Consider the following 26,991-nt stretch of genomic DNA (forward strand, 5'->3'; position numbering starts at 1 on the left):
GGGCAGTTGCGGATGCCTGTGCCGGGACCAGGGACCAAGGTCCCGTTTGGGTGCGCAGAAGCCATGCCGGGCCCACACGAACGTGGCGCCCGCGAGCAGCGCGACGGCCCGCGGATTTCCCTCACGCGCCAGCGCCGGTGAGAATGGGGCACATGACCGATCAGCCTCACGGTTTCACCCTGTTCTCCGTCCTCGACGGCTTCCTCGACGCTCCCGATGAGGAGCTTCAGGAGGTCGTCGAGCACTTCGATGCCGCGGTCGAGGAGCTCGCTGAGCACGACGTGGTCCTGCGCGGCATCTACGACGTGTCCGGCCTGCGCGCCGACGGCACCGTCATGCTGTGGCTCCACGGCCCTGACCTCGCCGACCTGCAGCTGGCGCTGCGCGAACTGCGCGCCACCGAGCTGCTGGCCGACACCAAGCTCACCTGGTCCGCCGCGGGCGTGCACCGCGCCGCCGAGTTCAACCGCGCCCACGTGCCCGGGTTCCTGCGCGGCGAGCGCCCGCGCGACTGGCTCACCGTCTACCCGTTTGTGCGCTCCTACGAGTGGTACCTGCTGAGCGACGAGGAGCGCGGCCAGATGCTGCGCGAGCACGGCATCAAGGGCGCCGCGTTCAAGGGCGTCGTCGCCAACACCGTCGCCGCGTTCGCGCTAGGCGACTACGAGTGGCTGCTGCCCATGGAGGCCGACGAGGTGACCGACCTGGTCGACATGATGCGCGACCTCCGTTACACCGAGGCCCGCCGTCACGTGCGCGAGGAGGTCCCGTTCTACACGGGCCGTCGCATCGAGACCGCCGAGGCCGTGGAGGTGCTGGCATCGTGACCGACGTCCCCACGCTCGCCGCATCCGAGCGAACTCTCGACCCGACCACGTACGACTGCATCCTCCTGGCCGGTTTTGGTGGCCCCGAGGGACAGGACGACGTCATCCCCTACCTGCGCAACGTCACGCGCGGGCGCGGGGTGCCGGACGAGCGCCTCGAGGAGGTCTCGCACCACTACCGCCACTTTGGCGGCATCAGCCCCATCAACCAGCAGAACCGCGACCTCAAGGTGGCGCTCGAGGCGGAGATCGCCGCGCGCGGACTGAATCTCCCCGTGTACTGGGGCAACCGCTTCTGGGCGCCCTATTTCGGGGATGCGCTGAAGGAGCTGCACGCCGACGGCCACCGCAAGGTCCTGGTGCTGGTCACCACGGCCTTCTCGAGCTACTCGGGTTGCCGTGCCTACCGCGAGGACCTCGCCGAGGCGCTCGCGGAGACGGGCCTCACCGACGAGCTCACCCTGGACAAGGTGCGTCAGTACTTCGACCACCCCGGCTTTGTGCAGCCCAACATCGACGCGGTGCTCGGCGGCTTGCGCGAGCTCGCCTCGGCCGGCAAGGTCGAGGGCGCGCACGTGATGTTCGCGACCCACTCGATCCCGTCCGCCGCCGCGAACGTGTCGGGCCCGCGCGAGACGCTTGCGAGCGGAGAGCCGGTGCCGACGAGTGACGGCGAGGACTGGTACGAGGGCGGCGGCTGGTACGTCGCGCAGCAGCGTGCCGTCTCTGCGCTCGTGATGGATGCGGTCGAGAAGGAGTTCCCCGGCGTGCCGTGGTCACTGGTCTTCCAGTCGCGCTCGGGCGACCCGTCGATCCCGTGGCTCGAGCCCGACATCAACCTGGCCATCGAGGCGTTGCCCGACTCCACGACCGGCCTGGTGATATCGCCCATCGGCTTCGTATCGGACCACATGGAGGTGGCCTGGGACCTCGACAACGAGGCCCTCGAGACGTGCGAGGAGCGCGGCCTGCCGATGGTGCGCGTGCCCACCGTGGGCGTGGACCCCGCGTTCGTGTCCGGCCTCATCGACCTGGTCGAGGAGCGCCACGTCACCGCCGGCGGTACGCCGCGTGATCGCAAGGCCCTGACGGACCTGGGCCCCTGGCAGGACGTGTGCCCGGCCGACTGCTGCATGAGCCGGGCCAAGAAGCCCACGATCGCCTCGGCCGCGGCCGACGGAGGCGTGGGCGCCTAACCCTTCCCGCGCTGTGTGTACCGTTCAACACACGGCAGTGACGCACGTGACTGAGGGGGCTGATGTGAATGCACATCAGCCCCCTCAGTCACATCATCACCAGGTGTGTGTTGAGCGGTACGCGGGCGGCTGGGAGCCCTGGTGTCAGACGGCCGATGCCGTGGCCACCTGGGCGGCCCGTGCCGCCTGGCCGTCGCGCCACGTGAGGAACCCGCCGTCGAGGTTGACGGCGTCGTAGCCCAACTGGCGCAGCAGCCGCGCGGCCGTGTGGCCACGCTGGCCCACCTGGCAGTGGACCACGATGCGCTTGCCCTGCGGCAGCTCGCCGTGGCGGGCGCGCAGCTCGTCCACGGGGATCACCAGCGGCTCCTGCCAGTCGACGGTGACGGTGCCGCGGGCGTGCTCGGCGTCGGTGCGGACGTCGAGCACCACGGGGGCCTCGTCCTCGGTGAGCTCGTGCCACTGGATCGACGAGGTCTCGCCGGTCGCGAGGTTCTCCGCGACGTAGCCGAGCATGTTGATGGGGTCCTTCGCGGAGCCGTACGCGGGCGCGTACGCCAACTCCAGGTCTGCCAGCGCGCTCGCGGTGAGACCGCCGGTGATGGCCGTGGCGATCACGTCGATGCGCTTGTCGACGCCGGCCTCGCCCACGCCCTGGGCGCCCAGGATGAGGTCGGTCGCGGGGTCCACCAGGAGCTTCAGCGTCATCTGCGAGGCGCCGGGGTAGTAGCCCGCGTGGTCCATGGGGTGGGTGTGGATCGCGCGGTAGTCGCGGCCCTCGGCCTGGAGGCGGCGCTCGGAGCGGCCGGTGGCGGCGGCGGTGAGGCCGAACACGCCCACCACCGCGGTCCCGATGCTGGCGCCCGCACGCGAGGCGCGGCCCGCGATGACGTCGGCCACGCGGCGGCCGTGACGGTTGGCGAGGTTGGCCAGCGGGATGAGCGTGGGGCCGTCGCCGAAGGCGTCGGCCTTGGTGGCCGCGTCGCCCACGGCGAAGATCGCGGGATCGGAGGTGCGCATCTCGTCGTCGACCAGGATGGAGCCGCGCGGGCCCAGCTCGAGCCCGGCATCGGCCGCGAGCGAGCCCTCGGGCTGCACGCCGATCGCGGCCACCACGAGGTCGGCCGCCACCGTCTCGGTGGAGCCGTCGGCCAAGGTGACCACGGCATCGGCCGTCCCGATCTCGCTGACCGACGCGCCGGTGAGCACGCGCACGCCGTTCGCGGTGAGGCGCTGCTCCACGCGGATCGCCATCTCGGCGTCCAAGGGGGCGAGGACCTGCGGGGCGAGCTCGACGATCGTGACGTCCAGGCCGCGGTGGCGCAGGTTCTCGGCGACCTCGAGGCCCACAAAGCCCGCGCCGATGACGACGGCCGAACGGGACTCGCCGGTGGCGGCCGCGAGGGCGTCCACGTCGGCGATGTCACGCAGCGTGAGCGCGCGCTCGGCCCCGGGAATAGGCGGGACGATGGGCCTGGCGCCGGGGCTCAGGATCAGGGCATCGTAGGACTCGGAGTATTCGGCGCCGTCCGGGCCGGTCACGGTGATGGTCTTCGCGGACCGGTCGATGGAGGTGACGCGCGAGCGCACCCGCACGTCGATCGCGAAGCGGGCGGCGAGCGAGGCGGGGCTCTGCAGCAGCAGGGCGTCGCGCTCGGCGATGACGCCGCCCACGTAGTAGGGCAGGCCGCAGTTCGCGAACGAGGGGTGGTCGCCGGCCTCGAGGACGGTGATCGATGCGTCCTCGTCGAGGCGGCGCAGGCGGGTGGCGGCGGACATTCCGGCCGCGACCGCGCCAACGATAATGACCTTGTGAGCCATGGAGATTCCTTCCGTGGGATTGCACCCAGAATACCCCCGGGGGTATAGTGGTCGCAACCCCGCCGGTGAAGGATGCCGGCTACGCAACCATCTCAAGGAGATCGCCTTATGTGTTCCCCCACCACCTGCCGCCAGTGCGGCAAGACCACCTGGACCGGCTGTGGTCAGCACGTCGACTCGGTGAAGCGCACCGTTCCCGCCTCGCAGTGGTGCGGCGGTCACGAGAAGCCGGCCGGTCGCTCGTTCTTCCCGTGGCTGCGCGGCAACTGACATGAGCACCGACGACGTCGTGGTCCAGCGCGCGGCGCTCAATCGCCTGAAGCGCGCTCGCGGTCAGCTCGACGCGGTGATCCGCATGGTCGAGGAGGGGCAGGCGTGCGAGCCCACGGTCACGCAGCTTGCCGCCGTCTCCAAGGCGCTCGACCGCGCCGGATTCATGATGATTTCGACCGGCGTCAAGGACTGCCTGACCTCGTCGAACGAGGAAGGCCGCGAGGAGGCGCTCGAGCGCCTCGAAAAGGTCTTCATGTCGCTCGCCTAGCAGGGCACATGGTTCATGCCGGGGCGGGCTCCTCAGGGAGCCCGCCCCGGTTTTGTACGTCCGGGGCCACGACGCGCCGTTCCCATATTTGCGACACTTGGGTGTTGCGTAAATCTTTGGCGGCGGTTACCGTTGCCGCAGCGCCCCGCTCGCGGGGTCCACCCGCGAGAAGGAGAAGCGCATGACTGTTCCGGTGTCGACCCTCGTTCAGGTGTCCGCGCTCGCCGCGGCCGTCCCGCAGCTGTCGGTGGCACTCGACACGGACGGCGGCTCCACGGTGGTCGTCGGCGACGTCCCCGAGGCGTCCATGTGCCCCCACGCCTTCCGCCACGTGGTGGCGAACTGGCCCGCCGACGGGGTCCACGAGCCCTGTGTGGACGCCATTCGCTTTGAGGGTGCCGACGCCCGCGGCGTGGTGCTGTCGCAAGGACAGTCGCGCTGGTTCGTCAGCGATCTAGCGGCCCAGCAAACGGTCGCGGCGCTCAGGGCTATCAAGCCCCGCTCACGCGGAGCGGTGGTGCAGGTGCGGTTCGACTCGGTGCTCGCGGTCTCCGTGGTGCGCCTGGAATCGGCGACCCTCGACGCCGCGGCGCTCGACGACCTCGCGACCGAGGCCTATGCGGCGTGCGCGACCGAGCACCTCCTCTGGGCCGCCACGGCCGCCTGAGACTCCCTTAGCTCTCGGCGGCCTCCTTGAAGGCGCGGCGCGGATCGTGTAGCCGGCCCATCGAGACCAGGTCGCGGCGGAAGAACAGTGCCGTGGTCCAGTCCATGACCACCCGTGCCTTGCGGTTGAAGGACGGGATCTGGGCCATGTGATAGGTCCGGTGCATGAACCACGCGGGCCAACCGCGCAGCTTCACGCCCATGATCTGAGCGACGCCCTTGTTGAGGCCAAGCGACGCCACGGTGCCCAGGTGCTCGTGCTTGTACTCCTTGACGGGCCGTCCGCCCAGGTGCGCCGCGATGTTGGCGCCCAGCAGCCTGGCCTGGCGCACCGCGTGCTGGGCAGACGGCGCGCACCACGCGCCCTCGCCCTTGGCAAGGTCGGGAACCTGCGCGCAGTCGCCCGCGGCCCAGGCGCCCTCGACCACCTCGCCGTCCTCGGTCGCGATCTGGAGCGTGGGCAGCGCATTCGCGTGACCGCGCGGGCCGGTGGGGAGGTCGGATTCAGCGATGACCGGGTTGGGCTTCACGCCCGCGGTCCACACGACGGTGTCGGCGTCGAATTCCTGGCCGTCGGAGAGCTTGATGCGGCCGTCCTCGCAGGATTCGAGCCGGGTGGCCAGGTAGATCTCCATGCCGCGGCCGCGCAGCACCTCAAGGGTGTAGCCGCCCATCTCCTCGCCCATCTCGGGCAGGATGCGCGTGGCGGCCTCGACCATGACAAAGCGCAGGTCGGCGGGGCGCAGCTCGGGGTAGTTGCGCAGCGCCGCACGCGCCATGTCCTCGGTCTCCGCGAACGCCTCGATGCCCGCGAAGCCTCCACCCACGAACACGAAGGTGAGTAGGCGTCGGCGCAGGTGCGGGTCGTCAGTGGACGCCGCCCTCGCGATACGGCCAAGGATGGTGTTGCGCAGGCTGATGGCATCCTCGACCCACTTGAAGCCCACGCCGATCTCGTTGAGACCCGGGATGGGCAAGGTGCGCGGGATGGCGCCGAGCGCGATCACCACCTCGTCGTACTCAAGGTCCTGGGTCGCGCCAAAGTCCGTGTCGACGCGCACGCGCTTCTCGGCATGCGCGATCTCGGTGACCTTGCCCTGGACCACGCGGACGCCCGGGAGCTCGCGCCTGAGCGGCACCACCACGTGGCGTGGCTCGATGGACCCGGCGGCCGCCTCCGGCAGGAACGGCTGGTAGGTCATGTAAGGGCGGCGGTCGACGATCGTGATGTCGACGTGGTTGCCGGCCTTCTTCTTGAGGGTCAGAGCGGTGTAAAGACCGACGTAGCCGCCGCCAAGGATGAGGACTCGGGTTGCTGTCATGGATGCACCTCCTCAGGGTGCAACCACGCTACCGCCACGCCTGTTCCAGGCGGAGAGACAGACGGCCGATGCCGTGGCGGGGCCCCGTACGGAGCCCCACCACCGCATCGGCCGGAGAAAGTCGTTAGCGCTTGCCCACCATGGTGGTGACGTCGAGGAGCTCGTCAAGCTGCTCCTCGGTGATCTCGCCGCGCTCCACGAAGCCGAGGTCGATCGTGGCCTCGCGCACCGTGAGGCCGGCCTTGACCGCGTGCTTGGCGATCTTTGCGGCGTTCTCGTAACCGATGACGCGGTTCAGCGGCGTCACGATCGAGGGCGAGGCCTCGGCGAGGAAGCGGGCACGCTCGACGTTCGCGGTGATGCCGTCGATGGTGCGCTCGGCGAGCACCTGGGAGGCGTTGCCCAGCAGACGCATCGACTCGAGCACGCCCAGCGCCATGACGGGGATCTGGACGTTGAGCTCGAAGGAGCCCGAGGCGCCCGCGACGGCCACGGTCGCGTCGTTACCGATGACGCGCGCGCACACCATGAGGGTGGCCTCCGGGATGACGGGGTTGACCTTGCCGGGCATGATCGAGGAGCCGGGCTGGAGGTCGGGCAGCGCGATCTCGCCCAGGCCAGTGTTGGGGCCCGAGCCCATCCAGCGCAGGTCGTTGCAGATCTTCGTGAGCGACACGGCGATGGTCTTGAGCGCGCCGGAGACCTCGACCAGGCCGTCGCGCGCCGACTGTGCCTCGAAGTGGTCGCGTGCCTCGGTGATGGGCAGGCCCGTGTCCTCGGCGAGCAGGGCGATGACGCGCTGCGGGAAGCCGTCGGGGGTGTTGATGCCGGTGCCGACGGCGGTGCCGCCCAGCGGGACCTCGGCGACGCGGGGGAGGGCGGCGTTCAGGCGCTCGATGCCGTAGCGGATGGCCGCGGCATAGCCGCCGAACTCCTGGCCCAGGGTGACGGGGGTGGCGTCCATCAGGTGCGTGCGGCCGGACTTATAGACCTCGGCGAACTCGCTGGCCTTTGCCTCGAGGGACTGGGCGAGGCGCTCGAGCTGCGGCAGCAGGTCGTTGACGAGCTGGCTCGTCGCGGCGACGTGGACCGAGGTGGGGAACACGTCATTCGAGGACTGCGAGCAATTGACGTGGTCGTTGGGGTGGACGTCGCTGCCGAGCGTGCGGGTCGCGAGCGTCGCGATGACCTCGTTGGTGTTCATGTTGGAGCTGGTGCCGGAGCCGGTCTGGAAGACGTCGACGGGGAAGTGCGCGTCGTGGGCACCGGAGGCGACCTCGTCCGCGGCGGCGACGATCGCGTCGGCGACGTCCCGGTCCAGCACGCCGAGCTCGGCGTTGGCGCGGGCGGCGGCCTTCTTCACGCGCGCAAGCGCCTCGATGTGGCGGCGCTCCAGGCGGATGCCGGAGATGGGGAAGTTCTCGACGGCGCGCTGGGTCTGCGCGCGGTAGAGCGCGTCCGCGGGCACGCGGACCTCGCCCATGGTGTCGTGCTCGATGCGGTACTCGGTCTGTGCGTCGTTGCTCATGGCGCACATTGTGTCAGCCGCGGTGGGAGCGATCGTGCATGATCGCTCCCACCGCGGCGGTGAAGTTTCGCCAAACTTCACGTCTGTGGGGCCGATGCTGCACTGACGTACGCGTGGGACGCACGGCTGGCGCTCCAGCATGAGTGGCGTACGTGCGCGGAGGTGGGGTGTCAGGGGAGCTGGTCGAGCTCCGCCGAGGTGGGCGGGTTGGCCCCTGCACGCGACACCGTGATGGCGCCGATGCGCGCGCAACGGGTCAACACCCCGCTGAGCGTCGCGTCATCGATCGCGTGCAGGACGTCCCGCCGCTCGGCGCCCAGCAGGTTCGCGCCCCACAGGCCGTCGATCAGGCCGCTCATGAAGGAGTCGCCCGCACCCACAGTGTCGACCACACTCACCGCAGGGGCGTCGACGTGGACCTCGCGGCCGTCGGGGAGCAGCGCTGTCGCACCGTCCCCGCCGCGCGTGACGACCACGAAGGCGGGCCCGGAGGTGGCCCACGCCCGCGCGAGGTCGTCGAGATCGCCGTCCGTGGCCTCCGCGAGCCACTCGAGGTCCTCGTCCGAGACCTTGACGACGTCGGCGACGGCCACCAGGGCCTGGACGCGTAGCAGCGCCGCCGCGGGCGAACCCATCAGGGACGGCCGCGCGTTCGGGTCGTAGGTAACGGTCGCGGTGTCGCGGGCGGCCGTAACGATGCGCGCGACGTGATCGGCCCCGGGATCCAGCACCGCCGCGATCGAGCCGGTGTGTACGACCACGGGGGAGGGCCTCAGCGCGGCGTCCGCGCCAATGTCCCAGGTGAGGTCGAACTCGTACGAGGCCGCTCCCGTCGCGTCGAGCGTCGCGGTCGCGACCGAGGTGGACGGCGCGGCGTCGGCGCCGTCCGCGAGCCACACACCCGCGCCCTCGAGGTGGGCGCGCACCGCATCACCGCGCGCGTCGGCGCCGATCCAGGTCAGCAGCTCGGCGGGACGTCCCAGGCGTGCCAGGCCGAACGCGACGTTGGCAGGGGAACCACCCACGTGCTCCGAGGACGAGCCATCGGCGCGGCGGACCGCATCGATCAGCGCCTCGCCGATGACCAGCGCGTGCCCGCTCACTCGTCGTCCTCGTCGGAAGGGATGACGCCCACGACGCCGGCATCGGCGGGGTCCTCGCCGGCACCCCCCTCAGCTCCGCGCGCCGACGTGATGCGGTCGCGCGCGCCGTCGAGCAGCTCCTGACAGCGCGCGGCGAGCGCCTCGCCGCGCTCCCACAGCCCCAAGGACTCCTCGAGGGTCGCCGCACCGGCCTCGAGCTTGGCCACGATCGCGATCAGTTCGTCGCGTGCATCCTCGTATCCGAGCGCCGCCACGTCGTCGTTGGTTCCTGCCATGCCCGCCAAACTACCGCGTCATAGTCGCTGGTGTGGGCCCTCTCATGGGGTGCCCGTCCACACACGACATCACAACGGAGTGATTGCCATGTTCAGTGCCAACTACTCGCGCCAGACCGCGCTCGCGAGCCTCAACGACCTCGACGCCCAGATGAGCGACCACGAGCTTGCGTCCCTGGCCCGCTCGGAGGAGGCGATGGTGCGCGCCGCCGTTGCCGAGCGCCCCGGCACCCCGCTCACCACCCTGCTCAAGCTGTGCCGCGACGAGTCCGCGACCGTGCGCGCTGGGCTCGCCCGCAACCCGCGCCCCGACATGCTCCCGCAGATCCACGAGGATCTCGCCGCCGACAAGGTCATCGAGGTGGTGCTCGCGCTCATCTCGAACCCGGCCGTGCCGGACTCGCTCATCGCGAAGCTGGGCCGGCAGTTCCACAAGGACTACTCGGCCGCCGCACGCGAGAGGCTCGCCTCGAAGGGCGGCGCCGCCGGGTTCCTGGGCCGCGTAGGGATCGCTCGCTAACGGGCGGCCGATGCCGTGGCCGGCCCCGTACGGCGCGTCACCCGTGGGTGGCGGTCACCTCGGCATCGGCCGTGCCGGCCGCGAAACGCAGGTGGAGCGCGTCGCCGGGGGCGAGCGTGCTTGCATCGCGGATCACCTCGCCGGAGGCGGTCCGCGCGACCGCGTAGCCGCGGTCGAGTGTGCCCTGAGGCGACAACGCGGTGAGGCGAGCCGACAACTCGCGCGCCTGTGCATCGGCCGCCGTCAGGATGCCCACGAGTGCGCGACCCGAGGCCTCGTGCGCCCGGGCGAGGTGGTCGCGGAACGGGTCGAGCATGCGGTCGGGGTAGGTGAGGACGGGGCGCGAGCGGAACTGGGCGAGGCCGGTGTGTTCGCGGTCGATGCGCGCGGCCATCGCGTGGCGGGCATCGGAGATGAGGGCGGCGATGGTGTCGCGCTCGATAGCCGCGTCTGGGACGATGCGCTTGCCCGCGTCCGTGGGGGTGGAGGCGCGGTAGTCGGCGACGAGGTCGAGCAGCGGGGAGTCCTTTTCGTGGCCGATGGCGCTCACGAGAGGCGTGGTGGTGGCGCCCGCGACGCGGACCAGCTGCTCGTCGCTGAACGGGAGGAGGTCCTCGAACGATCCGCCGCCGCGCGCCACGACGATGACGTCGACGTCGGGGTGGGCGTCGAGCTCCCGGATCGCGGCCGTGGTCTCGGGGAGGCAGCGGGCGCCCTGGACGGTCACGCGGCGGATCTCGAAGCGGACGGAGGGCCAGCGGCGCTGCGCATTTTCGACCACGTCGTGTTCGGCGTCGCCCTGGTTGGCGCAGACCAGGCCCACGAGTGTCGGGACCAGGGGGAGTTCGCGCTTGCGGTCGGCGTCGAACAGACCCTCCGCGGCGAGCGCCTCCTTCAATGCCTCGAGCCGGGCGAGCAGGTCGCCGAGCCCCACGGCGCGCATGGCGTCGCCCATCATCTGGAGGTCGCCGTTCTTCATCCACCACGTGGGCTTGGCGTGGATAACCACACGGGCGCCGTCCGCGAGGGAGCCGCCCAGCGCGTCGAGTTCGCTGGCAGGGACGGTGACCTTGAGGGACATCTGCTCGTCGGTGTCGCGCAGCGTCAGGAAGACCATGTGCTTCCACCGCTTGACGTTGAGCACCTGCCCCTCGACCCACACCTCGGGTAGGCGCGCGATGAAGTCACGAATCTTGGGGGAAAGGTGACGCACGGGCCAGGGCCGCTCGGGGCTCGTCTCCGCGGCGGTCGCTGGAAGCGTCACGGATCCTCGGTCGTTGGAGAAGGGGGCGTCGGTCACGCCCCTCAGACTGCCACGTAGGATGGACGATATGCCTGACACCAAGCCCACTCGTGTGCTCCTTGCCGCTCCGCGCGGCTATTGCGCCGGCGTCGACCGTGCGGTGATCGCCGTCGAGAAGGCGCTCGAGCTGCACGGCGCACCCATCTACGTGCGCAAGGAAATCGTTCACAACAAGTACGTGGTCGAGACGCTGTCCGAGCGTGGCGCGATCTTCGTCAACGAGACCGACGAGGTGCCCGAGGGTGCCCGCGTGGTGTTCTCCGCCCACGGCGTGTCGCCCGCGGTGCGTGAGGGCGCGGCCGCCCGCAACCTGCTCACGATCGACGCCACCTGCCCGCTCGTCACCAAGGTGCACAAGGAGGCCGTGCGCTTCGCGAAGTCGCAGCAGACCATCCTTCTTATTGGTCACGAGGGTCACGAGGAGGTCGAGGGCACGGCAGGCGAGGCTCCCGAGCACACCATCGTGGTGAACTCGCCCGAGGAGGCGGACACCATCGAGGTCGCCGACCCGGACAACGTCGTGTGGCTCTCCCAGACCACCCTGTCCGTCGACGAGACGATGGAGACGGTGCGCCGCCTGCGCGATCGCTTCCCGAACCTCCAGGACCCGCCCAGCGATGACATTTGCTATGCGACACAAAACCGCCAGGTCGCGGTGAAGAAGCTGGCTCCCGAATGCGAGCTGGTCATCGTGGTGGGCTCGGCGAACTCGTCGAATTCGGTGCGTCTTGTCGAGGTGGCGCTGCAGTCCGGCGCCGATGCCTCCTACCGGATCGACCGCGCGTCCGAGATGGACGAGGCGTGGCTTGAGGGCGTGACGACGGTGGGTGTGACCTCGGGTGCTTCGGTGCCGGAGATCCTGGTGCGCGACCTGTTGGACCGCCTGGCCGGGCTTGGCTATGCCACCGTCGAGGAGGTCACGACGGCAACCGAGGACCTGATGTTCTCGCTGCCGCGTGAGATCCGCGCCGACATGAAGGCCCGCGCGGCGTCCTAACGCCGCCGCGGCTCCCGCCCCACGCGCCGGCGCCCGCACCCGCCGCCCGCGCGCCGCAGTGGACGGTGAGTGCGCCCTGATGCACCTCGCTGCTACCTGTTGGACATCTATTGAGGTTGCCCGCGCTACTTGAGGCGGGCGCCAGGTGCGGCAGACCCACCACACTCACCGTCCACCAGGGCGCACGCACGTGCACCAGAGCGCATGGGTTGTCCATTGCGGCGCGTGATCCGCCGAGGGCCGACGGTGACGGTCCCATGGGGCGCACAGATGTGCCGAGAGCGACGGTGGCTGTCCCGTAGCGCGCGGCGCGGGGCGGGGGACGTGACGGGGCGGGCGCTAGTCGGTCAGCTCGGGCGCCGCGAGCGCTCGCGGCTCCGTCTCGACCTGGGGCACGGCGCCCAACTCGGACTCCAGGTGCTGCATCTGGCCAAAGCGGCGGGCGCTGACGAGCACACGCGACTCGAGCGAGGCGACGGTCGCGTTGTAGGCCTTGGTCGCGCCCTCGAGCGAGCGACCGACCTTCGCGAGGTGCTCGCCCATGGTTGACAGGCGGTCATGCAGGTCGCGGCCCGCGGCGAGCACCGTCTGGGCGTTCTTCGCCAGAGCGTCCTCGCGCCACGCGTGGGCGACGGTGCGCAGCATCGCGACCAAGGTGGTGGGGGAGGCGATGAACACGCGCTTGCCGTAGGCGTACTCCTGGAGGTCGGCGTCCTGCTCGAGCGCGGCCTGATAGAACGCCTCGGACGGCACGAACATGACGACGAACTCCGGGGCCGAATCGAACTGGTCCCAGTAGCGCTTGGCGGCGAGGTCGTCGACGTGCTTCTTCACATGCCGGGCGTGGGCGGCGAGACGGGCCGCGCGCACAGACTCGTCGTCGGTCTCGAACGCCTCGAGCAGTGCCGACAGTGCCACCTTGGAATCGACCACGATGGTGCGCCCGCCCGCGAGGTGCACCGTCATGTCTGGCCTCAGAAGGTTGCCGTCGGAGTCGCGCACCGAGTCCTGCTCGGTGAAGTCGACATAGGGGAGCATGCCCGCGAGCTCTACCACACGCCGCAGCTGTACCTCGCCCCAGTTGCCGCGCACATCCGATCGCCGGAGGGTATTGATGAAGTCTCCCGTGCGCTTGTCGAGCTGGGCGGAGGCCGCGAGCATTTGGCGCACCTGCTCCGTGAGCTGGGCCTGGCCCGCCGCGCGCGTGCGGTCGGCCTCCGCGGTCTGCCGCTGCACCTCGGCCAGCGCCTTGGCGACCGGCTCGACCATCTGCTTCACGGCCTGCTCCCGCTTGGCGAGTTCGGCATCGGCCACCACGCGCTCGCGGCTCAGGCGTTCCTGGGCGACCTGCAACAGCGACTCCTGGCTTGCCCTTAATTGACGCGCGGAGAGCTCGGCGAACTGCGCGCGCAGGGTCTCCTGGTCGCCCCGCACCTCTTCCAGGCGTGCGGCGTGCGAGCGCATCAGTTCGGCCTCGCGCCGAGCCCATGCCTCGGCATCGGCCCTCAGCCTTTCCTCCAGCGCAGCAGACCTCGCGACCGCCTGAGCACCCTCGTGGGCCGTCCGCGCGCCGCGCGCCGTCGCCCAGACAAAGCCGCCTGCCAGGCCCGCGACGAGCGCCAACACCACCATCACCGTCTCGATCATGGCCACACCCTCGCACGCTCCACCGACATCCTCGGTGACCACAGGGTCACGGAGCCGCCGCACGTGCACGGCCGTCCCGCGTCTCAGATCCTCTCAAGTGTGAGATCGGTCACAAACTGGCATCAAAACGTCACGATTCGGGAACAAAACCCGTGTGAGGCCCTGGCGCGAAACACATTGGCAAAAAAGCGCTGCATATCCTGTCTGCACCCTGCGGGCACGTCCGCGGGAAACCTGTGAGTCGCTCCGAGACCCGGAGCGTCCCATCCCAGTCCCGCACATGCCGTGGGGGGCGCAAGGAGGAATAGTGAAGAACAACAAGGCCATCTTCGGTGGCGTTGCGGCCGCGCTCAGCGCGTCCCTCGTCCTCGCCGGATGCTCGTCGGACGACCCGGCGGAGGAGACCACGACTGGTGCCACCGAGGGCACCACGTCCGAGGCCACCTCGTCGGCGATCATCACCACCAACGGCTCTGAGCCCCAGAACCCGCTGATCCCGGTCGCGACCAACGAGACCGGTGGCGGCAAGATCATCGACGCTCTGTTCGCGGGTCTCGTCTACTACGACGGTGACGGCGCTGCGCACAACGAGGTCGCCGAGTCGATCGAGACCGAGGACTCCCAGACCTTCACCATCAAGCTGAAGGAAGGCTGGACCTTCACCGACGGCACGCCCGTCCTCGCCCACAACTTCGTGGACGCCTGGAACTGGGGCGCCGACCCGGCCAACGCCGCGACCGCGCTGAACTCCTACTTCCTTGAGCCCATCGAGGGCTTCGACGGTTACAACACCGACGAGGGCGCCTCGAAGCCGGCCATGGAGGGCCTTGAGGTCGTCGACGACCTGACCTTCACGGTCACGCTGTCGGCCCCCAACGCCGAGTTCCCCCTCGCGCTGGGCTACTCCGCCTACTACCCGCTGCCCGACTCGTTCTTCGAGGACCCCGAGGCTTTCGGTGAGGCTCCTGTCGGTAACGGCATCTACACGCTCGCCGACCCCGCCGACTGGCAGCACGACGTGCAGATCCTGCTCGGCGTGAACCCCGACTACGCCGGTGAGCGCGTCGCCCAGAACGGCGGCCTCCAGATCACGTTCTACGCGACCCAGGACGCGGCGTACGCCGACCTCCTCGGTGGCAACGTCGACGTGATCGACGGTATCCCGGACTCCGCGTTCGCGACCTTCAACGACGACCTGGGTGACCGCGCTGTGAACCAGCCCGCCGCCATCTTCCAGTCGTTCACCTTCCCCGCCTCGGACGAGCGTTTCCAGGGCGAGGCCGGCCTCCTGCGCAAGCAGGCGATCTCCATGGCGATCAACCGTGACGAGATCACCGACGTGATCTTCCAGGGCACCCGTACCCCCGCCTCGGACTTCACCTCGCCCGTCATCGACGGCTGGTCGGACTCCGTCCCCGGCTCCGAGGTCCTCGAGTACGACCCCGAGGCTGCTGCTGAGCTCTGGGCCGAGGCCGAGGCCATCGAGCCCTTCGAGGGTTCCTTCGAGCTCGCCTACAACGGCGACGGTGGCCACCAGGCCTGGGTCGACGCGGTTGCCAACTCGATCAAGAACACCCTTGGCATCGACGCGGTGGGCCTGCCCTACGCGACCTTCGCTGAGCTCCGCGAGGAGGTCACGAACCGCACCATCGAGGCCTCGTTCCGTACCGGCTGGCAGGCGGACTACCCGTCGCTCGAGAACTTCCTCGGCCCGCTGTACTACACGGACGCGGGTTCCAACGACGGTGACTACTCGAACCCCGAGTTCGACGCGCTGATCGACGCTGGCCGTACCGCCGCGACGCCCGAGGAGGGCATCGAGGACTTCCAGGCCGCGCAGGAGATTCTGTTCCAGGACCTCCCCGCGATCCCGCTGTGGTACTCCAACGTGACCGGTGGTTACTCGGAGTCGGTCGAGAACGTCGTCTTCGACTGGCACTCGGTCCCGCTGTTCTACGAGATCACCAAGGCTGAGTAAGCCCCACACGATCTGACAGGTGGGCCCGCTTCGCTCTCGGGCGGGGCGGGCCCTTCTGTGTGTCCACACGGACACGCAGACGGCCGATGCCGTGGTCACCACGGCATCGGCTATCCCCGCCCGTACCTGGGCTTCTAGGCCGCCGCACCCCGGCGCCGGCCGGCTCGCCAGCGGCCCAAGCATCACGCGAGAATCGCGTGAGCGAGCCGCCTACGAGTACTCTCGCTGACAGCACGCGCTACCCGCGCGTCCGTTCACACTAGAATCGGCACCCTATGCATTCACCGACGCGAGCCCGAGGAGTGCGCGCATGACGCTCTACGTGGTCAAACGCCTCCTCCAGGCCATCCCTGTGTTCTTCGGAACAACATTCATCATCTACTTCATGGTGTTCTCCATGCCTGGAGACCCCATCCTGGCGATGTTCGGCGATCGCACGCCGAACCCGGCTGTGGTGGAGGCGCTGCGCGAGCAGTACAACCTCGATCAGCCCTTCATCGTCCAGTACTTCATTTACATCAAGGACTTCCTCACCGGAAACCTGGGCGCGACCTTCTCGGGTCAGTCCGTCAACGAGGTGTTCGCCCGCGCCTTCCCTGTGACCCTCAAGCTGGTCACGATCGCGGTGGTCGCGGAGTTCATCCTCGCCGTGGGCTTCGGCCTGCTGTCGGGCCTGCGTAAGGGCAAGTTCGCCGACCACGCGTCGCTGCTGCTGGCGCTCGTGCTGAACTCGATTCCCCCGTTCGTGGCGCTCTTCATCGCCCAGTACTTCATCGGTATCAAGCTGGGGTGGGCACCGGTGACGGTGGGTGCCAACGCGACCTGGGGCGCATTGTTGCTGCCCGGCGTCACCATCGCGCTCACCATCTACGTGGTCGGTATGCGTCTGATGCGTGGATCCGTCATCGAGGCCCGCGAGGGCGACTACGTGCGCACCGCGTACGCGAAGGGACTCACGTCCAAGCGCGTCACGCCCGTGCACGTGGCCCGCAACTCGCTGATCCCGGTCATCACCAACACGGCCGCGAGCTTTGGCGCGTTGATCGCCGGTACCACCGTGACCGAGGGAATCTTCAACATCCCCGGTATCGGCAAGGTGCTCTACGACGCGATCATCAGGGGCGAGATTCCCACGGTCGTCTCGTTCGTCACCATCCTCACCGTGATGTACATCATCGTGAACATCCTGGTGGACCTGCTGTACGCCGTTCTCGACCCGAGGATCCGCTATGTCTGACCGCAACGCTCACTACGTCGCCCCTGTCGACGAGACCCAGCCGGGTGCGGTCGACCAGGTCAAGCTGTCCGCGCGCAAGTCCAACATGTGGCTCGACGCCTGGCGCGACCTGCGCAAGCGTCCGCTGTTCTACGTGGCGCTCACGCTGTCCGTGATCTTCCTGGTGATGGCGCTGTTCCCCTCGTGGTTCACGGACGCCGACCCCAACTTCGCGCAGCTGTCCGACAGCAATGGTCCCGCGGAGCCCGGCCACCCGTTGGGCTTCAACCGCCAGGGCTACGACGTGTGGTCGCACATTGTGTATGGCGCCAAGACCTCCCTCACGGTGGGTCTGCTGACCGTCCTCATCACGGGCGTCATCGGCGTTCCCATGGGTGCCATCGCCGGCTACTACGGGGGCTGGGTGGACTCGCTCCTGTCGCGCATTGGCGACATCTTCTTCTCGATTCCTTACTTCCTCGCGGCCGTGGTCGTGATGAGCGTCCTGAACGACTACCGCAACCCCTTGGTGATCTCGTTCGCCATCGGTGGATTCGCGTGGGCCTCACTGGCGCGCATTGTGCGTGCCGAGGTACTGAGGAACAAGAACCTCGAGTACGTCATGGCCTCCGAGGCCGTGGGTCGCTCGCGCGGCTCCACGCTGCTCAAGCACGTGCTTCCCAACTCGATGGGTCCCGTGATCGTGGCCCTCACGCTGTCGCTTGGCGCGGCCATCACCGCGGAGGCGACCCTGTCCGTCCTCGGTATTGGCCTCAGCGGCTACATCTCGTGGGGTAAAGACATCGCGCAGGCGCAGCAGACGCTGCGTACCGACCCCGCGGTGCTGTTCTGGCCGTCGCTCGCGCTGACCCTGACCGTGCTCGCGTTCACGTTCCTCGGCGAACTGATCCGCGACGCGCTTGACCCGAAGGCGAGGGCCCGACGATGACGGAAACCATCCCTGTGACCGACTCCCACGGCACCGTGCCGGTGGCGGACCCCCACCAGCCGCTCGTCCAGGTGCGCGACCTCGAGGTCGGGTTCCAGACGCAGAACGGCATCGTCAAGGCCGTGCGCGGCGTCTCGTTCGACATCTACCCCGGCGAGACCGTGGCGATCGTGGGTGAGTCCGGCTCCGGCAAGTCCACCACCGCGACCGCGCTGATGAAGCTGCTGCCTGGCAACGGCGACATCACCGGCGGCGAGGTGCTCGTCGAGGGCACCAACATCGTGGACCACAACGAGAAGCAGATGGCGTCCATTCGCGGCGGCATCATCGGCTACGTCCCGCAGGACCCGATGTCGAACCTCAACCCCGTGTGGTCGGTGGGCTTCCAGGTCCGTGAGGCGATCCGTGCCAACGGCGTCGCCAACGGCAAGAAGGAGATCGAGGCTCGCGCGGTCGAGGTCCTTCAACAGGCCGGCCTGGGTGACGCCGAGCGCCGCATGAAGCAGTTTCCGCACCAGTTCTCGGGCGGTATGCGTCAGCGCGTGCTCATCGGTATTGGCCTGGGCGCCGACCCCAAGCTGCTGATTGCGGACGAGCCCACCTCGGCGCTCGATGTGACGGTGCAGAAGGTCATCCTCGACCACATCGAGTCGCTCACCCGTGACAAGGGCACCGCGGTACTGCTCATCACGCACGACCTGGGCCTGGCCGCCGAGCGCGCCAGCAAGGTCATCGTGATGAACCAGGGCCGCATCGTCGAGGCCGGTCCCAGTAAGGACCTGCTGACCAACCCGCAGCACCCGTACACGCAGCGCCTGATCGCGGCGGCCCCGTCGCTCGCGTCGCGTCGTCTCGAGTCCTCCATTGCCGGCGAGAGCCAGGATGCGAAGACGTTCGACGTGGCGCAGATGGCGGAGCAGCGCGCGGAGGCGGTCGACGCCGATGCCGCTCCCGTCGTTTCGGTGCGCGACCTCACCAAGGTCTTCACCATCCGCAAGGGAGGGTTCCGATCGGAGCCGTTCACCGCGGTGGACAAGATCAGCTTCGATATCCCCAAGGGCACCACGCTGGCGCTCGTGGGCGAGTCGGGCTCGGGTAAGTCGACGGCGGCGAAGATGATCCTGGGCCTTGAGGAGCCGACCGCCGGTGAGATCACCGTGGGCGGCACCGCGATGACTGGGGTGTCCCGCAAGGACCTCTTCAACCTGCGTTCGCGCATGCAGCCGGTGTTCCAGGACCCGTACTCGTCGCTGGACCCGCAGCGCTCGATCGCCTCGAGCATTGCGGAGCCCATGCGCGTGCACAAGACGGGCGACAAGGAAGCTCGCCGTGAGCGCGTGCTTGAGCTGCTCGAGCAGGTCTCGCTCCCGGCCGAGCTGTTCAACCGCTACCCGAACGAGCTGTCCGGCGGTCAGCGTCAGCGCGTGGCGATCGCCCGCGCCTTGGCGCTCAAGCCGGACGTAGTGGTGCTCGATGAGGCGGTCTCCGCGCTCGACGTGCTGGTCCAGGCGCAGATCCTGCAGCTCCTCGCGGACCTGCAGGCCGAGCTTGGCCTCACCTACCTGTTCATCACGCACGACCTCGCGGTGGTGCGCGTGATCGCGGACAACGTCGCGGTCATGGAGCGCGGCAAGATCGTCGAGTCCGGTTCCACGGACCAGATCTTCGAGTCCGCCCGCGAGCCCTACACGCAGCGCCTGCTCGACGCCATCCCCGGCGCCGGGCTGGAGTGGACGGTCTAGTCCCGCACGCCTATTGCGAACGGCCCGGTATCCCCGTGAGGGGTGCCGGGCCGTTTGCTGCGTCCTGCGAGCCACCTAGTGCCCACTTCTCGTCGGAAGTGGGCACTAGGTGGCTCCTAGCAAGCGTGCGGCCAATGCCGTGGCCGGGCTTCAGTCCCGTCTCGCCACTCGGGGTGGCTCGGGGAGGATCGCCGCGTCCGCGATTCCGAAGGCGGGGATCACGACCTCGCAGCCGTCGTCGGTGACGAGCGGGTGTCCTGGCACCGGTGCAGGCGCGGGCAGCACCTTCTCGCTGGCCATCTCGTCGAGGGCCTCGTTGGCGCCGGGATTGAACACGGCGTTGAGTCCGTCCATAGCCCTACCGTATGCGGGATGGGCGAGCGCCGCCCGCCGAACCCGCGCATCGGCCATCCCCACTAGAATGAACGACCGTGGCTCTCACTATTGGAATCGTCGGTCTGCCCAACGTGGGCAAGTCCACCCTGTTCAACGCTCTGACCCGCGCGGAGGTGCTCGCGGCGAACTACCCGTTCGCGACGATCGAGCCCAACGTCGGCGTGGTCCCGCTGCCCGACGCGCGCCTGGGCAAGCTGGCGGAGATCTTCGGCTCCGAGAAGCAGCTGCCCGCGACCGTGTCCTTCGTGGATATCGCCGGCATCGTCAAGGGTGCTTCCGAGGGCGAGGGGCTGGGCAACGCGTTCCTCGCGAACATCCGTGAGGCCGACGCGATCTGCCAGGTCACCCGCGCTTTCGAGGACACCGACGTCACCCGCGTCGAGGGTTCGACGGACGAGGCCGGCGACCTCGAGACCATCTCGACCGAGTTGATACTCGCGGACCTGCAGACCATCGACAAGGTGCTGCCGCGCCTCGAGAAGGAAGTGAAGATCAAGAGGGGCTCGCCCGAGCAGCTCGCCGCCGTGCAGCAGGCCAAGGAGGTCCTCGAGGCCGGCCAGACGCTGTTCGCCGGTGCAGCCGCCGCCGGCATCGACACGGCGCTCCTGCGCGAGTTCAACCTGCTGACGACGAAGCCCTTCATTTACGTCTTCAACACCGACGACGCCGGCCTGATGGACGAGGACCGCAAGGCCTCGCTCGCCGCGCTCGTCGCTCCCGCGAAGGCGATTTTCCTCGACGCCAAGTTCGAGTCCGAGCTGATCGAGCTGGATGGCGACGAGGCGCGCGAGATGCTCGAGTCCACCGGCCAGAGCGAGTCCGGCCTGGACCAGCTCGCGCACGTGGGCTTCGACACCCTCGGCCTCCAGACCTACCTCACCGCAGGCCCCAAGGAATCGCGCGCGTGGACGATCCCCAAGGGTGCGACCGCGCCTCAGGCCGCCGGCGTCATTCACACGGACTTCGAGCGTGGCTTCATCAAGGCCGAGGTCGTGTCGTTCGACGACCTGGTCGAGCACGGCTCGATGGCCGATGCCAAGGCCGCCGGCCGTGTGCGCATGGAGGGCAAGGACTACGTCATGGCCGACGGCGACGTGGTCGAGTTCAGGTTCAACGTGTAGCGTCCAGCTGCCGCCGAGACCCCGCTGCTCCGAGTGAGCGGCGGGGTCTCGCGTTTGTTGGCGGGCCGTGACCCCCGTCGTCGAGCCGACAGAATCGGACATGGATGATCGGGCGCGACAGTCGCCTGACCGGCGATGGTGGACCTCGAAGGAGGTAAACATGATCGAGGTGCTCAATCGGCTGGTCGACGAGATCGAACTCAGCTCGGGCGACCAGGTCGACGTCGACGATGTCGCAGGCGGCCTTGGCACGACGGGTTATCACCTCCGGCGGATGTTCTCGTCTTTGGCGGGCATGCCCGTGTCCGAGTACGTGCGCCGCCGCCGCATGACCGTCGCGGCGTCGGACGTGATCGACGGCGAGGATCTCCTCACGATCGCCGTGCGCTACGGATACTCGTCGGTCGAGGCGTTCGGTCGGGCATTCCGTTCCGTGCACGGAGCGAGCCACGGAGACATTCGCCGCGACGGCGGTCCCCTTCGACCCCAACCCATTCTCAGGTTCCGCCTGACCGTCGAAGGGAGCTCCGCCATGGACGCCCGAATCATCGAGAAGCCCCCGTTCCGCCTCATCGGTCACACCGTGCGTGTGCCGCTGATCCACGAGGGCGTAAATCCGCACATCCAGCAGCACATCGCCTCGCTGCCCATCGAGGAGCATGCCCGTCTCAAGGCCTTGAGCAGCGAGGAGCCTCGGGGCCTGCTGCAGGTGAGCGCGGACGTGGAACCCGACTACACCGAGGGAAGCGAGACGACCTACCTCCACGGCGTGGCGGTCGATGCCGACTTTGAACTGCCGGCCGACCTCGACGAGATCGCGGTCGATGCAGGGCCGTGGGTGGTGTTGCGCACCTCCGGCCCCTACCCGGCGGCGCTTCAGTCCGCCTACGTCGCATCGGCGACGGAGTGGTTCCCCTCCAACCCGTGGCGGCTCCGCCCCGGACCATCGATCGTCGCGGTCCTCGACCGTGCGCAGGATTTCAGCGCGGCGACCTGCGAACTGTGGTTCCCCATAGAACGCGCGTGAGCAGCCGCCGGCCCGGTCCGTAGGGTCCGGGCCGGACGGCGCTCACACGTTGTTCGGCCACGGAACGCGGTGGAGTTCCGCTTCAAGGTGTGACGCTTCGCATCCCTCAGGGGCGGCCGGCATCAGTCAATGGTCTGTACGACCTGCACCAGATGCCCGTCGGGGTCCTCGGCCCAGGCGATGAGCAGGCGGTCGAGCCATCGCGACGGCAGTGTGACGGGACGAGCGCCGAGCGAGACGAGCCGGGCAAAGCCGGACGGTACGTCGTCGGTCCAGAGGATCACCGCTGCGCGCTGGCCGTCGGCGATCGGGTTGAGGCCGTGGTCTTCGCGGGTGCTGGTCTCCGTCGCGAGACCGATCCGGTAGCCGTCGAGGACGAGATCGACATGGATGGGTGTTCCCGTCGTTGGCGTGCGGAACGCCTCCTCGAAGCCGAGCGCGACGTAGAACGTGACAGCACGGTTGATGTCGCGCGTGAACAGAACGATCTGAGGTGCCCGGAATAGGTCCATTCGACGAGTCTGGTGTCGCCCGACCCGTGTCGCAACAAGTCGCATGACAGACGCGCTGTCGCTAGGTGGTGCGCCGAGGTTGGTATGTGCAGAGACGTGGTCGAGTTCAGGTTCGGGGGTAGTTCCAATTCCACCTCTGGCCGCAGATCCGATACGGGTGCTCGAGTCGGGTATCCGGGTGGTCGCCGAGCGCGCTGGACTCGCGCGCCACCCTGATGCGAACTGGGCTCTGCGCGCGATGCCTACGCGGTGGGCTGGAGTGCGCCGAAGCTTCGGCGCAGGAGTTCGAGCGCGCTGTCCGAGGAATTGGCCTCTGCCCACGTGGTGAGCGCGATGTCGAAGCACGCGAGGGAGGCCTGGACGATGGTCTCGGCCCGCAGAGTTCGATCGTCGCCGTCGAGTCGCTCGGTGACCACGGGCGTGAGCATACGGGCCCACAGCAGGTGCTTCTCGAGGTTCCTGGCGCGCAGTGCCGGCGTGGTGCCGAGGACCCGCATCGCCTTCTTGCCCTGAGTCTCGTTCCTGCCCGGGGTGGCGAGCAGCGCCTCGTAGGAGGCGAGGAGAGCATCCCAGATCGGCTCGTCGGACGGACGTGCCACGAGCTGATCCCGCACGTGCTCGCCCCAGCCGGCGGGATCGCCGATGACGGTGTCCTCCTTCGCCGGGAAATACCGATGCACGCTGCGCGGCGAGACGCCGACCGCGGCGGCGATCTGCTCGACCGTGACGTTGTCGAAACCGTGCTCGTCGAACAGGTCCACCGCTACCTCGGAGATGCGTGCACGGACCGCGTCGCGCGCGATGGCGCGCGTGCCGCCGGGTCGGGTGAAGTCGCTCATAGATCCATCATATCGCGCCAAAAGTGGCAGAGACTGACAGATTAGACGTACACTGTCGTTAAGTCACGTGAGAAGGGAAATCCTATGGAACAGCGCATCCTCGGCCGCAAGGGCCTCGCCGTCTCCGCCATCGGCTACGGCGCGATGGGCACAGCAGTCGGTTACGGCCCGACCGACGACACCGAGTCCATTGCCGCGATCCGCGCCGCGCACGACCTCGGCGTCAACCACTTCGACACCGCCGAGATGTACGGCTGGGGCGTCGGCGAGCAGCTGCTCGGCGCCGCGCTCGCGCCGATCCGCGATCAGGTCACCATCGCCACGAAGTTCGGTTTCACTCCGACGTTCGCCCCGAACTCGCAGCTCGACCACGTGCGCAACGTCGTCGACAACAGCCTGCGTAACCTCGGCGTCGACCACATCGACGTGCTCTATCAGCACGTGCACGACCCGGCCGTCCCCGTCGAGGACGTCGTCGGCGTGATGAAGGAATACGTCGACGCAGGCAAGGTCAAGTACCTCGGACTGTCCAACACCACGCCGGACAACGTGCGCCTCGCGCACGAGGTTCACCCCATCTCCGTGGTGCAGACCGAATACTCGATCTTCGCCCGCGAGTCTGAGGTGTTCTTCCCCGTGCTCGAGGAGCTCGGCATCGGCTTCGTCGCCTACTCGCCGCTCGCGCGCGGGTTCCTCAGCGGCGCGGTCAAGCCCCGTAGCGAGTACGGCCCGCACGACTTCCGTCAGCACATCCCGTGGTGGGCCCCTGAGAACTACGACGCGAACGTCGCGATCGTCGAGGCGCTCACCGCGCTCGCCGAAGAGAAGGACGCGACTCTCGCGCAGCTCGCCATCGCCTGGCTACTCGCCCAGAAGGACTACATCGTCCCCATCCCCGGCTCGCGCAACCCCGCACGCGTCGCCCAGAACATCGCTTCCGCGAGCATCGTCCTGACCGATGCCGACCTCGCACGCATCGCTGAGATCGCACCGAACGGAGGAGTGGTGGCGGGACGCTGATCGTGGCTCCAGCCTGACCGGCGGGCATCTCGAGCGTTGGGGCGCTCGGGATGCCCGCGTCCCCCAACCGCGAGTCGTCACAGGTTTTTCGGCTGCGGAACGTGGTGGAGTTCAGGTTTAACGCCGAGTTTTCGTCGCAGGTCTCCCGCATACAAACGGCGTCCACCGTGCCTGGCCTCACAGGGGGAAGCGATCTGTCTGCTTCCTCGACCGTTGGCGAGACGGACTCTATCCTGGGGCTATGCCTGCCACCGACGTGACTCCCGCAAGCCGTGCGCTTCGCGGACTCGTTGAAGCGCGCCGCGAGGAGTTCGAGGCCCTTTTGGTCAAGTACGCGGCGACTCGTCCGCGGCTGTTCGGTTCGGTCGCGCGCGGCACGGCTCACGAGGACAGCGACATCGACATCCTCGTGGAGATGGACCCCTCCGATGGGAACATCCTCATGCGGGCTTCGGGCCTGATGGAAGAGGTGAGGGAGCTGTTCGGCCGGGACGATATTGACGTCTTCCCGGCGCAGTTGCTGAAGCGGCAGATCTCGCAGTCGGCCATCGAGGATATGGTCGCTCTGTGAGCCGAAGTGTCGGGGAGCGGATCGGAGACATCCTCGAGGCAATCGAGCGGTGCAGGCGGTATGTGACTGTTCTTGATGGTGGCGACCCCGACGTCATCGATATGGCGGAAGACGCGATCGAACGCAATCTTCAGATCATTGGCGAGGCCGTGAATCATCTGGGTGCCGAGGTCGTCGAGGGGCACCCCGAGATCCCCTGGCCGCAGATTCGCGGCTTCCGCAACATCCTCGTTCACCAGTACTTCGGCGTCGACATCGACGTGATCCGGGACGTGGTGGAGAACTATCTACCGCCGCTCGAGCAGGCCCTGCGCCAGCACGGCTCAGACCGGTGACAGTACGGCCCCTGAGTCCTCGTGTTCCCGCATCATTGGTGCCATGGGGAAACTGATTCGCGACGGAGTGCCCGCGGCGATCCGTGCGAGCGGGGGGCATATCGTGACCCGGGCGTTAACGCCCACGGGGTTCGCGACCGCGCTCGGAGACAAACTCGTGGAAGAGGCGCAGGAAGCCGCTACTGCGAGCACTGACGAACACGTGCTCGAGGAGGTCGCCGACCTCTACGAGGTGATGAGCGCGTTGGTGCGGCTGCGCGGATTCACGATGACGGATGTCGAGCGGGCCGCTGAGGTGAAACGCGAGGTCCGGGGTGGATTCGACTTGCGTCTTGAGTCGGTTGAGTACAGGGCCGGCGACGAGTCTGCGCGTTCGCAGTGACGTTGCCACGCTGAACTCGTCGGGCACGTGCCGCAGAGGTGCGAGTCACGCTTTAGGCGGTGTTTGGCTACGGCAGGCGGTCGAATGCGGTTTCAACGTGTAGCGCCAACCCCTGACTCTTCTCTTAACGAGAATATATCGTCACCTTTTGTGAAGACTCTGCCGTCGACTCTCACGCCTTTCGTGAGGTCGGATGTCTCCGGTGCGCTGCTCGCGGAGACGCTCAGTCGCGCCGACGAGGAGTTCTCGCTGGCTGACCTCGGTCGCCTCACTGGTGCCGGGGCCGGCGTGGTGCACAAAGAAATTGGCCGACTCGTCCGTGCTGCGCGACCGTGCTGTCGGGCGCAATCGGATGGTGCGTGCGAACATCGAGCACCCTCTCTTCTCGCTCATGCGAGACCTGATCGACGCGACCTATGGTCCCGTGCCCGTCATACGTGAACTCCTGTCTCCCATCGACGGGGTCGAGGCGGCGTTCATCTACGGCTCGTGGGCTGCGCGACGGGCGGGAGCGGGCGGGGAGTTCGCGCGCGACATCGATGTTCTGGTCATCGGCACGGCGTCGCGGAGGGCTCTCGCGGAGGCGGCCTCGTCGGCCTCCGCGCGGATCGGTGTGGACGTCAACGTCTCTCGTGTGACGCACGACGAGTGGGAGGCTACCGAGCCGACGCCTTTCCTCGCAACGGTGAAGGGCCGTCCCATGGTCGAACTGCTGAGTGGCGAGGCGTATGGCTAAGTTGCCTGACGAAATCTCGCTGATGCTCGCCTCGCGCCGTCTAGAACGAGTAGCAGTGAACGTGGATCATGCACGATCGGTGATCGTCACGGCGCAGCGTCACCTCGATACCGCGCGCGTGCTCGCAGGAACGGACGACGTCGCGATGGCCTTCACCGCCGCGTACGACGGTTCCCGCAAAGCTCTGGCAGCGATTCTGGCGGTTCACGGTTTGCGGGTCCGGTCCGTGGGACGTGCACACCGCAACACCAGACTCGCAGCGGCCGTCGAAAGGTGATTCGGCCGCGGAATGCGGTGGCGATCCGGTTTAACGTCTAGCTGTACTCGGCCGGGAGGTTGGTGACACTCCGGCTGGGTAGTTGACGCAAAGGAGGACCTCCGGATGCGGTGGGTGATGTCTAAGTCGCCTACCGACCGGAAG

28 protein-coding genes are annotated in these 26,991 nt (G+C 68.3%); 18 read left to right on the top strand and 10 right to left on the bottom strand.

Annotated features, from left to right (window positions below; genetic code table 11):
* Window positions 1-152 precede the first annotated feature (152 nt).
* Complete coding sequence (gene hemQ, locus B7K20_RS01465) at window positions 153-827, top strand: hydrogen peroxide-dependent heme synthase (protein WP_144018461.1); 675 nt, start codon at window positions 153-155, stop codon at window positions 825-827.
* Window positions 824-2,023, top strand: coding sequence for a ferrochelatase (locus B7K20_RS01470; protein WP_234985651.1), 1,200 nt, complete (start codon window positions 824-826; stop codon window positions 2,021-2,023). Before hemQ ends, B7K20_RS01470 begins: the two co-directional genes overlap by 4 nt.
* Before the next feature lie 144 nt (window positions 2,024-2,167).
* On the opposite strand, the gene B7K20_RS01475 is transcribed toward B7K20_RS01470, so the two are convergent.
* Window positions 2,168-3,844, bottom strand: a complete 1,677-nt coding sequence (locus tag B7K20_RS01475) for an FAD-dependent oxidoreductase (RefSeq protein WP_084099727.1) — start codon at window positions 3,842-3,844, stop codon at window positions 2,168-2,170.
* A 108-nt stretch (window positions 3,845-3,952) separates the two neighbouring features.
* Between B7K20_RS01475 and B7K20_RS13120 the strand changes: the two genes are divergently transcribed.
* The 3 genes from B7K20_RS13120 (at window position 3,953) to B7K20_RS01485 (ending at window position 5,052) form a co-directional block, all read left to right on the top strand.
* Window positions 3,953-4,114 carry a hypothetical protein gene (locus tag B7K20_RS13120; protein ID WP_200808273.1) on the top strand — a complete coding sequence of 54 codons (162 nt, stop codon included), beginning with the start codon at window positions 3,953-3,955 and terminating at the stop codon, window positions 4,112-4,114.
* Window position 4,115: 1 nt separating this feature from the next.
* Window positions 4,116-4,385 (top strand): metal-sensitive transcriptional regulator, encoded by a 270-nt coding sequence (locus tag B7K20_RS01480; protein WP_084099728.1) that lies wholly within the window; start codon window positions 4,116-4,118, stop codon window positions 4,383-4,385.
* A gap of 181 nt (window positions 4,386-4,566) precedes the next feature.
* The gene (locus tag B7K20_RS01485) at window positions 4,567-5,052 is read left to right on the top strand and encodes a hypothetical protein (RefSeq protein WP_084099729.1); all 486 of its coding nucleotides are present in this window, start codon (window positions 4,567-4,569) and stop codon (window positions 5,050-5,052) included.
* 7 nt (window positions 5,053-5,059) lie between these two features.
* Here B7K20_RS01485 and B7K20_RS01490 read toward each other — a convergent pair whose 3' ends face one another.
* The 4 genes from B7K20_RS01490 to B7K20_RS01505 form a co-directional block, all read right to left on the bottom strand.
* The gene (locus tag B7K20_RS01490; RefSeq protein ID WP_084099730.1) at window positions 5,060-6,373 is read right to left on the bottom strand and encodes an NAD(P)/FAD-dependent oxidoreductase; all 1,314 of its coding nucleotides are present in this window, start codon (window positions 6,371-6,373) and stop codon (window positions 5,060-5,062) included.
* 124 nt (window positions 6,374-6,497) lie between these two features.
* Complete coding sequence (locus B7K20_RS01495) at window positions 6,498-7,901, bottom strand: class II fumarate hydratase (RefSeq protein WP_371327854.1); 1,404 nt, start codon at window positions 7,899-7,901, stop codon at window positions 6,498-6,500.
* 170 nt (window positions 7,902-8,071) lie between these two features.
* Complete coding sequence (locus tag B7K20_RS01500) at window positions 8,072-9,004, bottom strand: carbohydrate kinase (protein ID WP_084099732.1); 933 nt, start codon at window positions 9,002-9,004, stop codon at window positions 8,072-8,074.
* Complete coding sequence (locus tag B7K20_RS01505) at window positions 9,001-9,279, bottom strand: exodeoxyribonuclease VII small subunit (protein WP_084099733.1); 279 nt, start codon at window positions 9,277-9,279, stop codon at window positions 9,001-9,003. Before B7K20_RS01505 ends, B7K20_RS01500 begins: the two co-directional genes overlap by 4 nt.
* An 88-nt stretch (window positions 9,280-9,367) precedes the next feature.
* On the opposite strand from B7K20_RS01505, the gene B7K20_RS01510 reads away from it, so the two are divergent.
* Window positions 9,368-9,799 carry a hypothetical protein gene (locus tag B7K20_RS01510; RefSeq protein WP_159449290.1) on the top strand — a complete coding sequence of 144 codons (432 nt, stop codon included), beginning with the start codon at window positions 9,368-9,370 and terminating at the stop codon, window positions 9,797-9,799.
* A 37-nt stretch (window positions 9,800-9,836) separates the two neighbouring features.
* Here B7K20_RS01510 and xseA read toward each other — a convergent pair whose 3' ends face one another.
* Entirely contained in the window at window positions 9,837-11,099 is a 1,263-nt protein-coding gene (gene xseA, locus B7K20_RS01515; protein ID WP_084099735.1) for an exodeoxyribonuclease VII large subunit, read from the bottom strand.
* Window positions 11,100-11,130: 31 nt separating this feature from the next.
* Between xseA and B7K20_RS01520 the strand changes: the two genes are divergently transcribed.
* Entirely contained in the window at window positions 11,131-12,099 is a 969-nt protein-coding gene (locus B7K20_RS01520) for a 4-hydroxy-3-methylbut-2-enyl diphosphate reductase (protein WP_371327855.1), read from the top strand.
* A 339-nt stretch (window positions 12,100-12,438) separates the two neighbouring features.
* Here B7K20_RS01520 and rmuC read toward each other — a convergent pair whose 3' ends face one another.
* Complete coding sequence (rmuC, locus tag B7K20_RS01525) at window positions 12,439-13,746, bottom strand: DNA recombination protein RmuC (protein ID WP_144018462.1); 1,308 nt, start codon at window positions 13,744-13,746, stop codon at window positions 12,439-12,441.
* A 307-nt stretch (window positions 13,747-14,053) separates the two neighbouring features.
* Between rmuC and B7K20_RS01530 the strand changes: the two genes are divergently transcribed.
* The 4 genes from B7K20_RS01530 to B7K20_RS01545 all read left to right on the top strand — a co-directional run bounded on the left by B7K20_RS01530 (window position 14,054) and on the right by B7K20_RS01545 (window position 19,631).
* Complete coding sequence (locus tag B7K20_RS01530; RefSeq protein WP_144018463.1) at window positions 14,054-15,724, top strand: ABC transporter substrate-binding protein; 1,671 nt, start codon at window positions 14,054-14,056, stop codon at window positions 15,722-15,724.
* 310 nt (window positions 15,725-16,034) lie between these two features.
* Window positions 16,035-16,961 (top strand): ABC transporter permease, encoded by a 927-nt coding sequence (locus tag B7K20_RS01535; protein WP_084099738.1) that lies wholly within the window; start codon window positions 16,035-16,037, stop codon window positions 16,959-16,961.
* Window positions 16,954-17,889 (top strand): ABC transporter permease, encoded by a 936-nt coding sequence (locus B7K20_RS01540; RefSeq protein WP_084099739.1) that lies wholly within the window; start codon window positions 16,954-16,956, stop codon window positions 17,887-17,889. The genes B7K20_RS01535 and B7K20_RS01540 overlap by 8 nt, the downstream gene beginning before the upstream one ends.
* Window positions 17,886-19,631, top strand: a complete 1,746-nt coding sequence (locus B7K20_RS01545; RefSeq protein WP_084099740.1) for an ABC transporter ATP-binding protein — start codon at window positions 17,886-17,888, stop codon at window positions 19,629-19,631. Before B7K20_RS01540 ends, B7K20_RS01545 begins: the two co-directional genes overlap by 4 nt.
* A gap of 150 nt (window positions 19,632-19,781) precedes the next feature.
* On the opposite strand, the gene B7K20_RS01550 is transcribed toward B7K20_RS01545, so the two are convergent.
* A complete protein-coding gene (locus B7K20_RS01550; RefSeq protein ID WP_084099741.1) occupies window positions 19,782-19,985 on the bottom strand; it encodes a hypothetical protein in 204 nt (67 codons plus the stop codon).
* Between the two features lie 77 nt (window positions 19,986-20,062).
* On the opposite strand from B7K20_RS01550, the gene ychF reads away from it, so the two are divergent.
* Entirely contained in the window at window positions 20,063-21,148 is a 1,086-nt protein-coding gene (gene ychF, locus B7K20_RS01555; protein WP_084099742.1) for a redox-regulated ATPase YchF, read from the top strand.
* Between the two features lie 160 nt (window positions 21,149-21,308).
* Entirely contained in the window at window positions 21,309-22,175 is an 867-nt protein-coding gene (locus tag B7K20_RS01560; protein ID WP_084099743.1) for a GyrI-like domain-containing protein, read from the top strand.
* Between the two features lie 122 nt (window positions 22,176-22,297).
* Here B7K20_RS01560 and B7K20_RS01565 read toward each other — a convergent pair whose 3' ends face one another.
* Both B7K20_RS01565 and B7K20_RS01570 read right to left on the bottom strand, forming a co-directional pair.
* A complete protein-coding gene (locus B7K20_RS01565) occupies window positions 22,298-22,687 on the bottom strand; it encodes a glyoxalase/bleomycin resistance/extradiol dioxygenase family protein (RefSeq protein ID WP_159449291.1) in 390 nt (129 codons plus the stop codon).
* 242 nt (window positions 22,688-22,929) lie between these two features.
* Window positions 22,930-23,526, bottom strand: a complete 597-nt coding sequence (locus B7K20_RS01570; RefSeq protein WP_084099745.1) for a TetR family transcriptional regulator — start codon at window positions 23,524-23,526, stop codon at window positions 22,930-22,932.
* Window positions 23,527-23,610: 84 nt separating this feature from the next.
* Here B7K20_RS01570 and B7K20_RS01575 point away from each other — a divergent pair, with 84 nt between their 5' ends.
* From B7K20_RS01575 to B7K20_RS01595, 5 genes are all read left to right on the top strand, one after another.
* Window positions 23,611-24,546 (top strand): aldo/keto reductase, encoded by a 936-nt coding sequence (locus tag B7K20_RS01575; protein WP_084099746.1) that lies wholly within the window; start codon window positions 23,611-23,613, stop codon window positions 24,544-24,546.
* 241 nt (window positions 24,547-24,787) lie between these two features.
* Window positions 24,788-25,117, top strand: a complete 330-nt coding sequence (locus tag B7K20_RS01580) for a nucleotidyltransferase family protein (RefSeq protein WP_084099747.1) — start codon at window positions 24,788-24,790, stop codon at window positions 25,115-25,117.
* Window positions 25,114-25,452, top strand: coding sequence for a DUF86 domain-containing protein (locus B7K20_RS01585; RefSeq protein ID WP_084099748.1), 339 nt, complete (start codon window positions 25,114-25,116; stop codon window positions 25,450-25,452). Before B7K20_RS01580 ends, B7K20_RS01585 begins: the two co-directional genes overlap by 4 nt.
* A gap of 43 nt (window positions 25,453-25,495) precedes the next feature.
* A complete protein-coding gene (locus tag B7K20_RS01590; RefSeq protein ID WP_084099749.1) occupies window positions 25,496-25,834 on the top strand; it encodes a nucleoside triphosphate pyrophosphohydrolase in 339 nt (112 codons plus the stop codon).
* A gap of 304 nt (window positions 25,835-26,138) precedes the next feature.
* The gene (locus tag B7K20_RS01595; RefSeq protein WP_084099750.1) at window positions 26,139-26,570 is read left to right on the top strand and encodes a hypothetical protein; all 432 of its coding nucleotides are present in this window, start codon (window positions 26,139-26,141) and stop codon (window positions 26,568-26,570) included.
* Window positions 26,571-26,991: the final 421 nt, after the last annotated feature.

It is taken from the genome of Demequina sp. NBRC 110051, assembly GCF_002090055.1.
Lineage (GTDB): Bacteria > Actinomycetota > Actinomycetes > Actinomycetales > Demequinaceae > Demequina.

Bases quoted from the DNA above. Each gene is read 5' to 3' on its own strand.
- hemQ (WP_144018461.1), top strand. From the start codon at position 153: ATGACCGATCAGCCTCACGGTTTCACCCTGTTCTCCGTCCTCGACGGC.
- B7K20_RS01475 (WP_084099727.1), bottom strand. From the start codon at position 3,844: ATGGCTCACAAGGTCATTATCGTTGGCGCGGTCGCGGCCGGAATGTCC.
- B7K20_RS13120 (WP_200808273.1), top strand. From the start codon at position 3,953: ATGTGTTCCCCCACCACCTGCCGCCAGTGCGGCAAGACCACCTGGACC.
- B7K20_RS01480 (WP_084099728.1), top strand. From the start codon at position 4,116: ATGAGCACCGACGACGTCGTGGTCCAGCGCGCGGCGCTCAATCGCCTG.
- B7K20_RS01485 (WP_084099729.1), top strand. From the start codon at position 4,567: ATGACTGTTCCGGTGTCGACCCTCGTTCAGGTGTCCGCGCTCGCCGCG.
- B7K20_RS01490 (WP_084099730.1), bottom strand. From the start codon at position 6,373: ATGACAGCAACCCGAGTCCTCATCCTTGGCGGCGGCTACGTCGGTCTT.
- B7K20_RS01495 (WP_371327854.1), bottom strand. From the start codon at position 7,901: ATGAGCAACGACGCACAGACCGAGTACCGCATCGAGCACGACACCATG.
- B7K20_RS01505 (WP_084099733.1), bottom strand. From the start codon at position 9,279: ATGGCAGGAACCAACGACGACGTGGCGGCGCTCGGATACGAGGATGCA.
- B7K20_RS01510 (WP_159449290.1), top strand. From the start codon at position 9,368: ATGTTCAGTGCCAACTACTCGCGCCAGACCGCGCTCGCGAGCCTCAAC.
- B7K20_RS01520 (WP_371327855.1), top strand. From the start codon at position 11,131: ATGCCTGACACCAAGCCCACTCGTGTGCTCCTTGCCGCTCCGCGCGGC.
- rmuC (WP_144018462.1), bottom strand. From the start codon at position 13,746: ATGATCGAGACGGTGATGGTGGTGTTGGCGCTCGTCGCGGGCCTGGCA.
- B7K20_RS01535 (WP_084099738.1), top strand. From the start codon at position 16,035: ATGACGCTCTACGTGGTCAAACGCCTCCTCCAGGCCATCCCTGTGTTC.
- B7K20_RS01540 (WP_084099739.1), top strand. From the start codon at position 16,954: ATGTCTGACCGCAACGCTCACTACGTCGCCCCTGTCGACGAGACCCAG.
- B7K20_RS01545 (WP_084099740.1), top strand. From the start codon at position 17,886: ATGACGGAAACCATCCCTGTGACCGACTCCCACGGCACCGTGCCGGTG.
- B7K20_RS01550 (WP_084099741.1), bottom strand. From the start codon at position 19,985: ATGGACGGACTCAACGCCGTGTTCAATCCCGGCGCCAACGAGGCCCTC.
- B7K20_RS01560 (WP_084099743.1), top strand. From the start codon at position 21,309: ATGATCGAGGTGCTCAATCGGCTGGTCGACGAGATCGAACTCAGCTCG.
- B7K20_RS01565 (WP_159449291.1), bottom strand. From the start codon at position 22,687: ATGGACCTATTCCGGGCACCTCAGATCGTTCTGTTCACGCGCGACATC.
- B7K20_RS01570 (WP_084099745.1), bottom strand. From the start codon at position 23,526: ATGAGCGACTTCACCCGACCCGGCGGCACGCGCGCCATCGCGCGCGAC.
- B7K20_RS01575 (WP_084099746.1), top strand. From the start codon at position 23,611: ATGGAACAGCGCATCCTCGGCCGCAAGGGCCTCGCCGTCTCCGCCATC.
- B7K20_RS01580 (WP_084099747.1), top strand. From the start codon at position 24,788: ATGCCTGCCACCGACGTGACTCCCGCAAGCCGTGCGCTTCGCGGACTC.
- B7K20_RS01590 (WP_084099749.1), top strand. From the start codon at position 25,496: ATGGGGAAACTGATTCGCGACGGAGTGCCCGCGGCGATCCGTGCGAGC.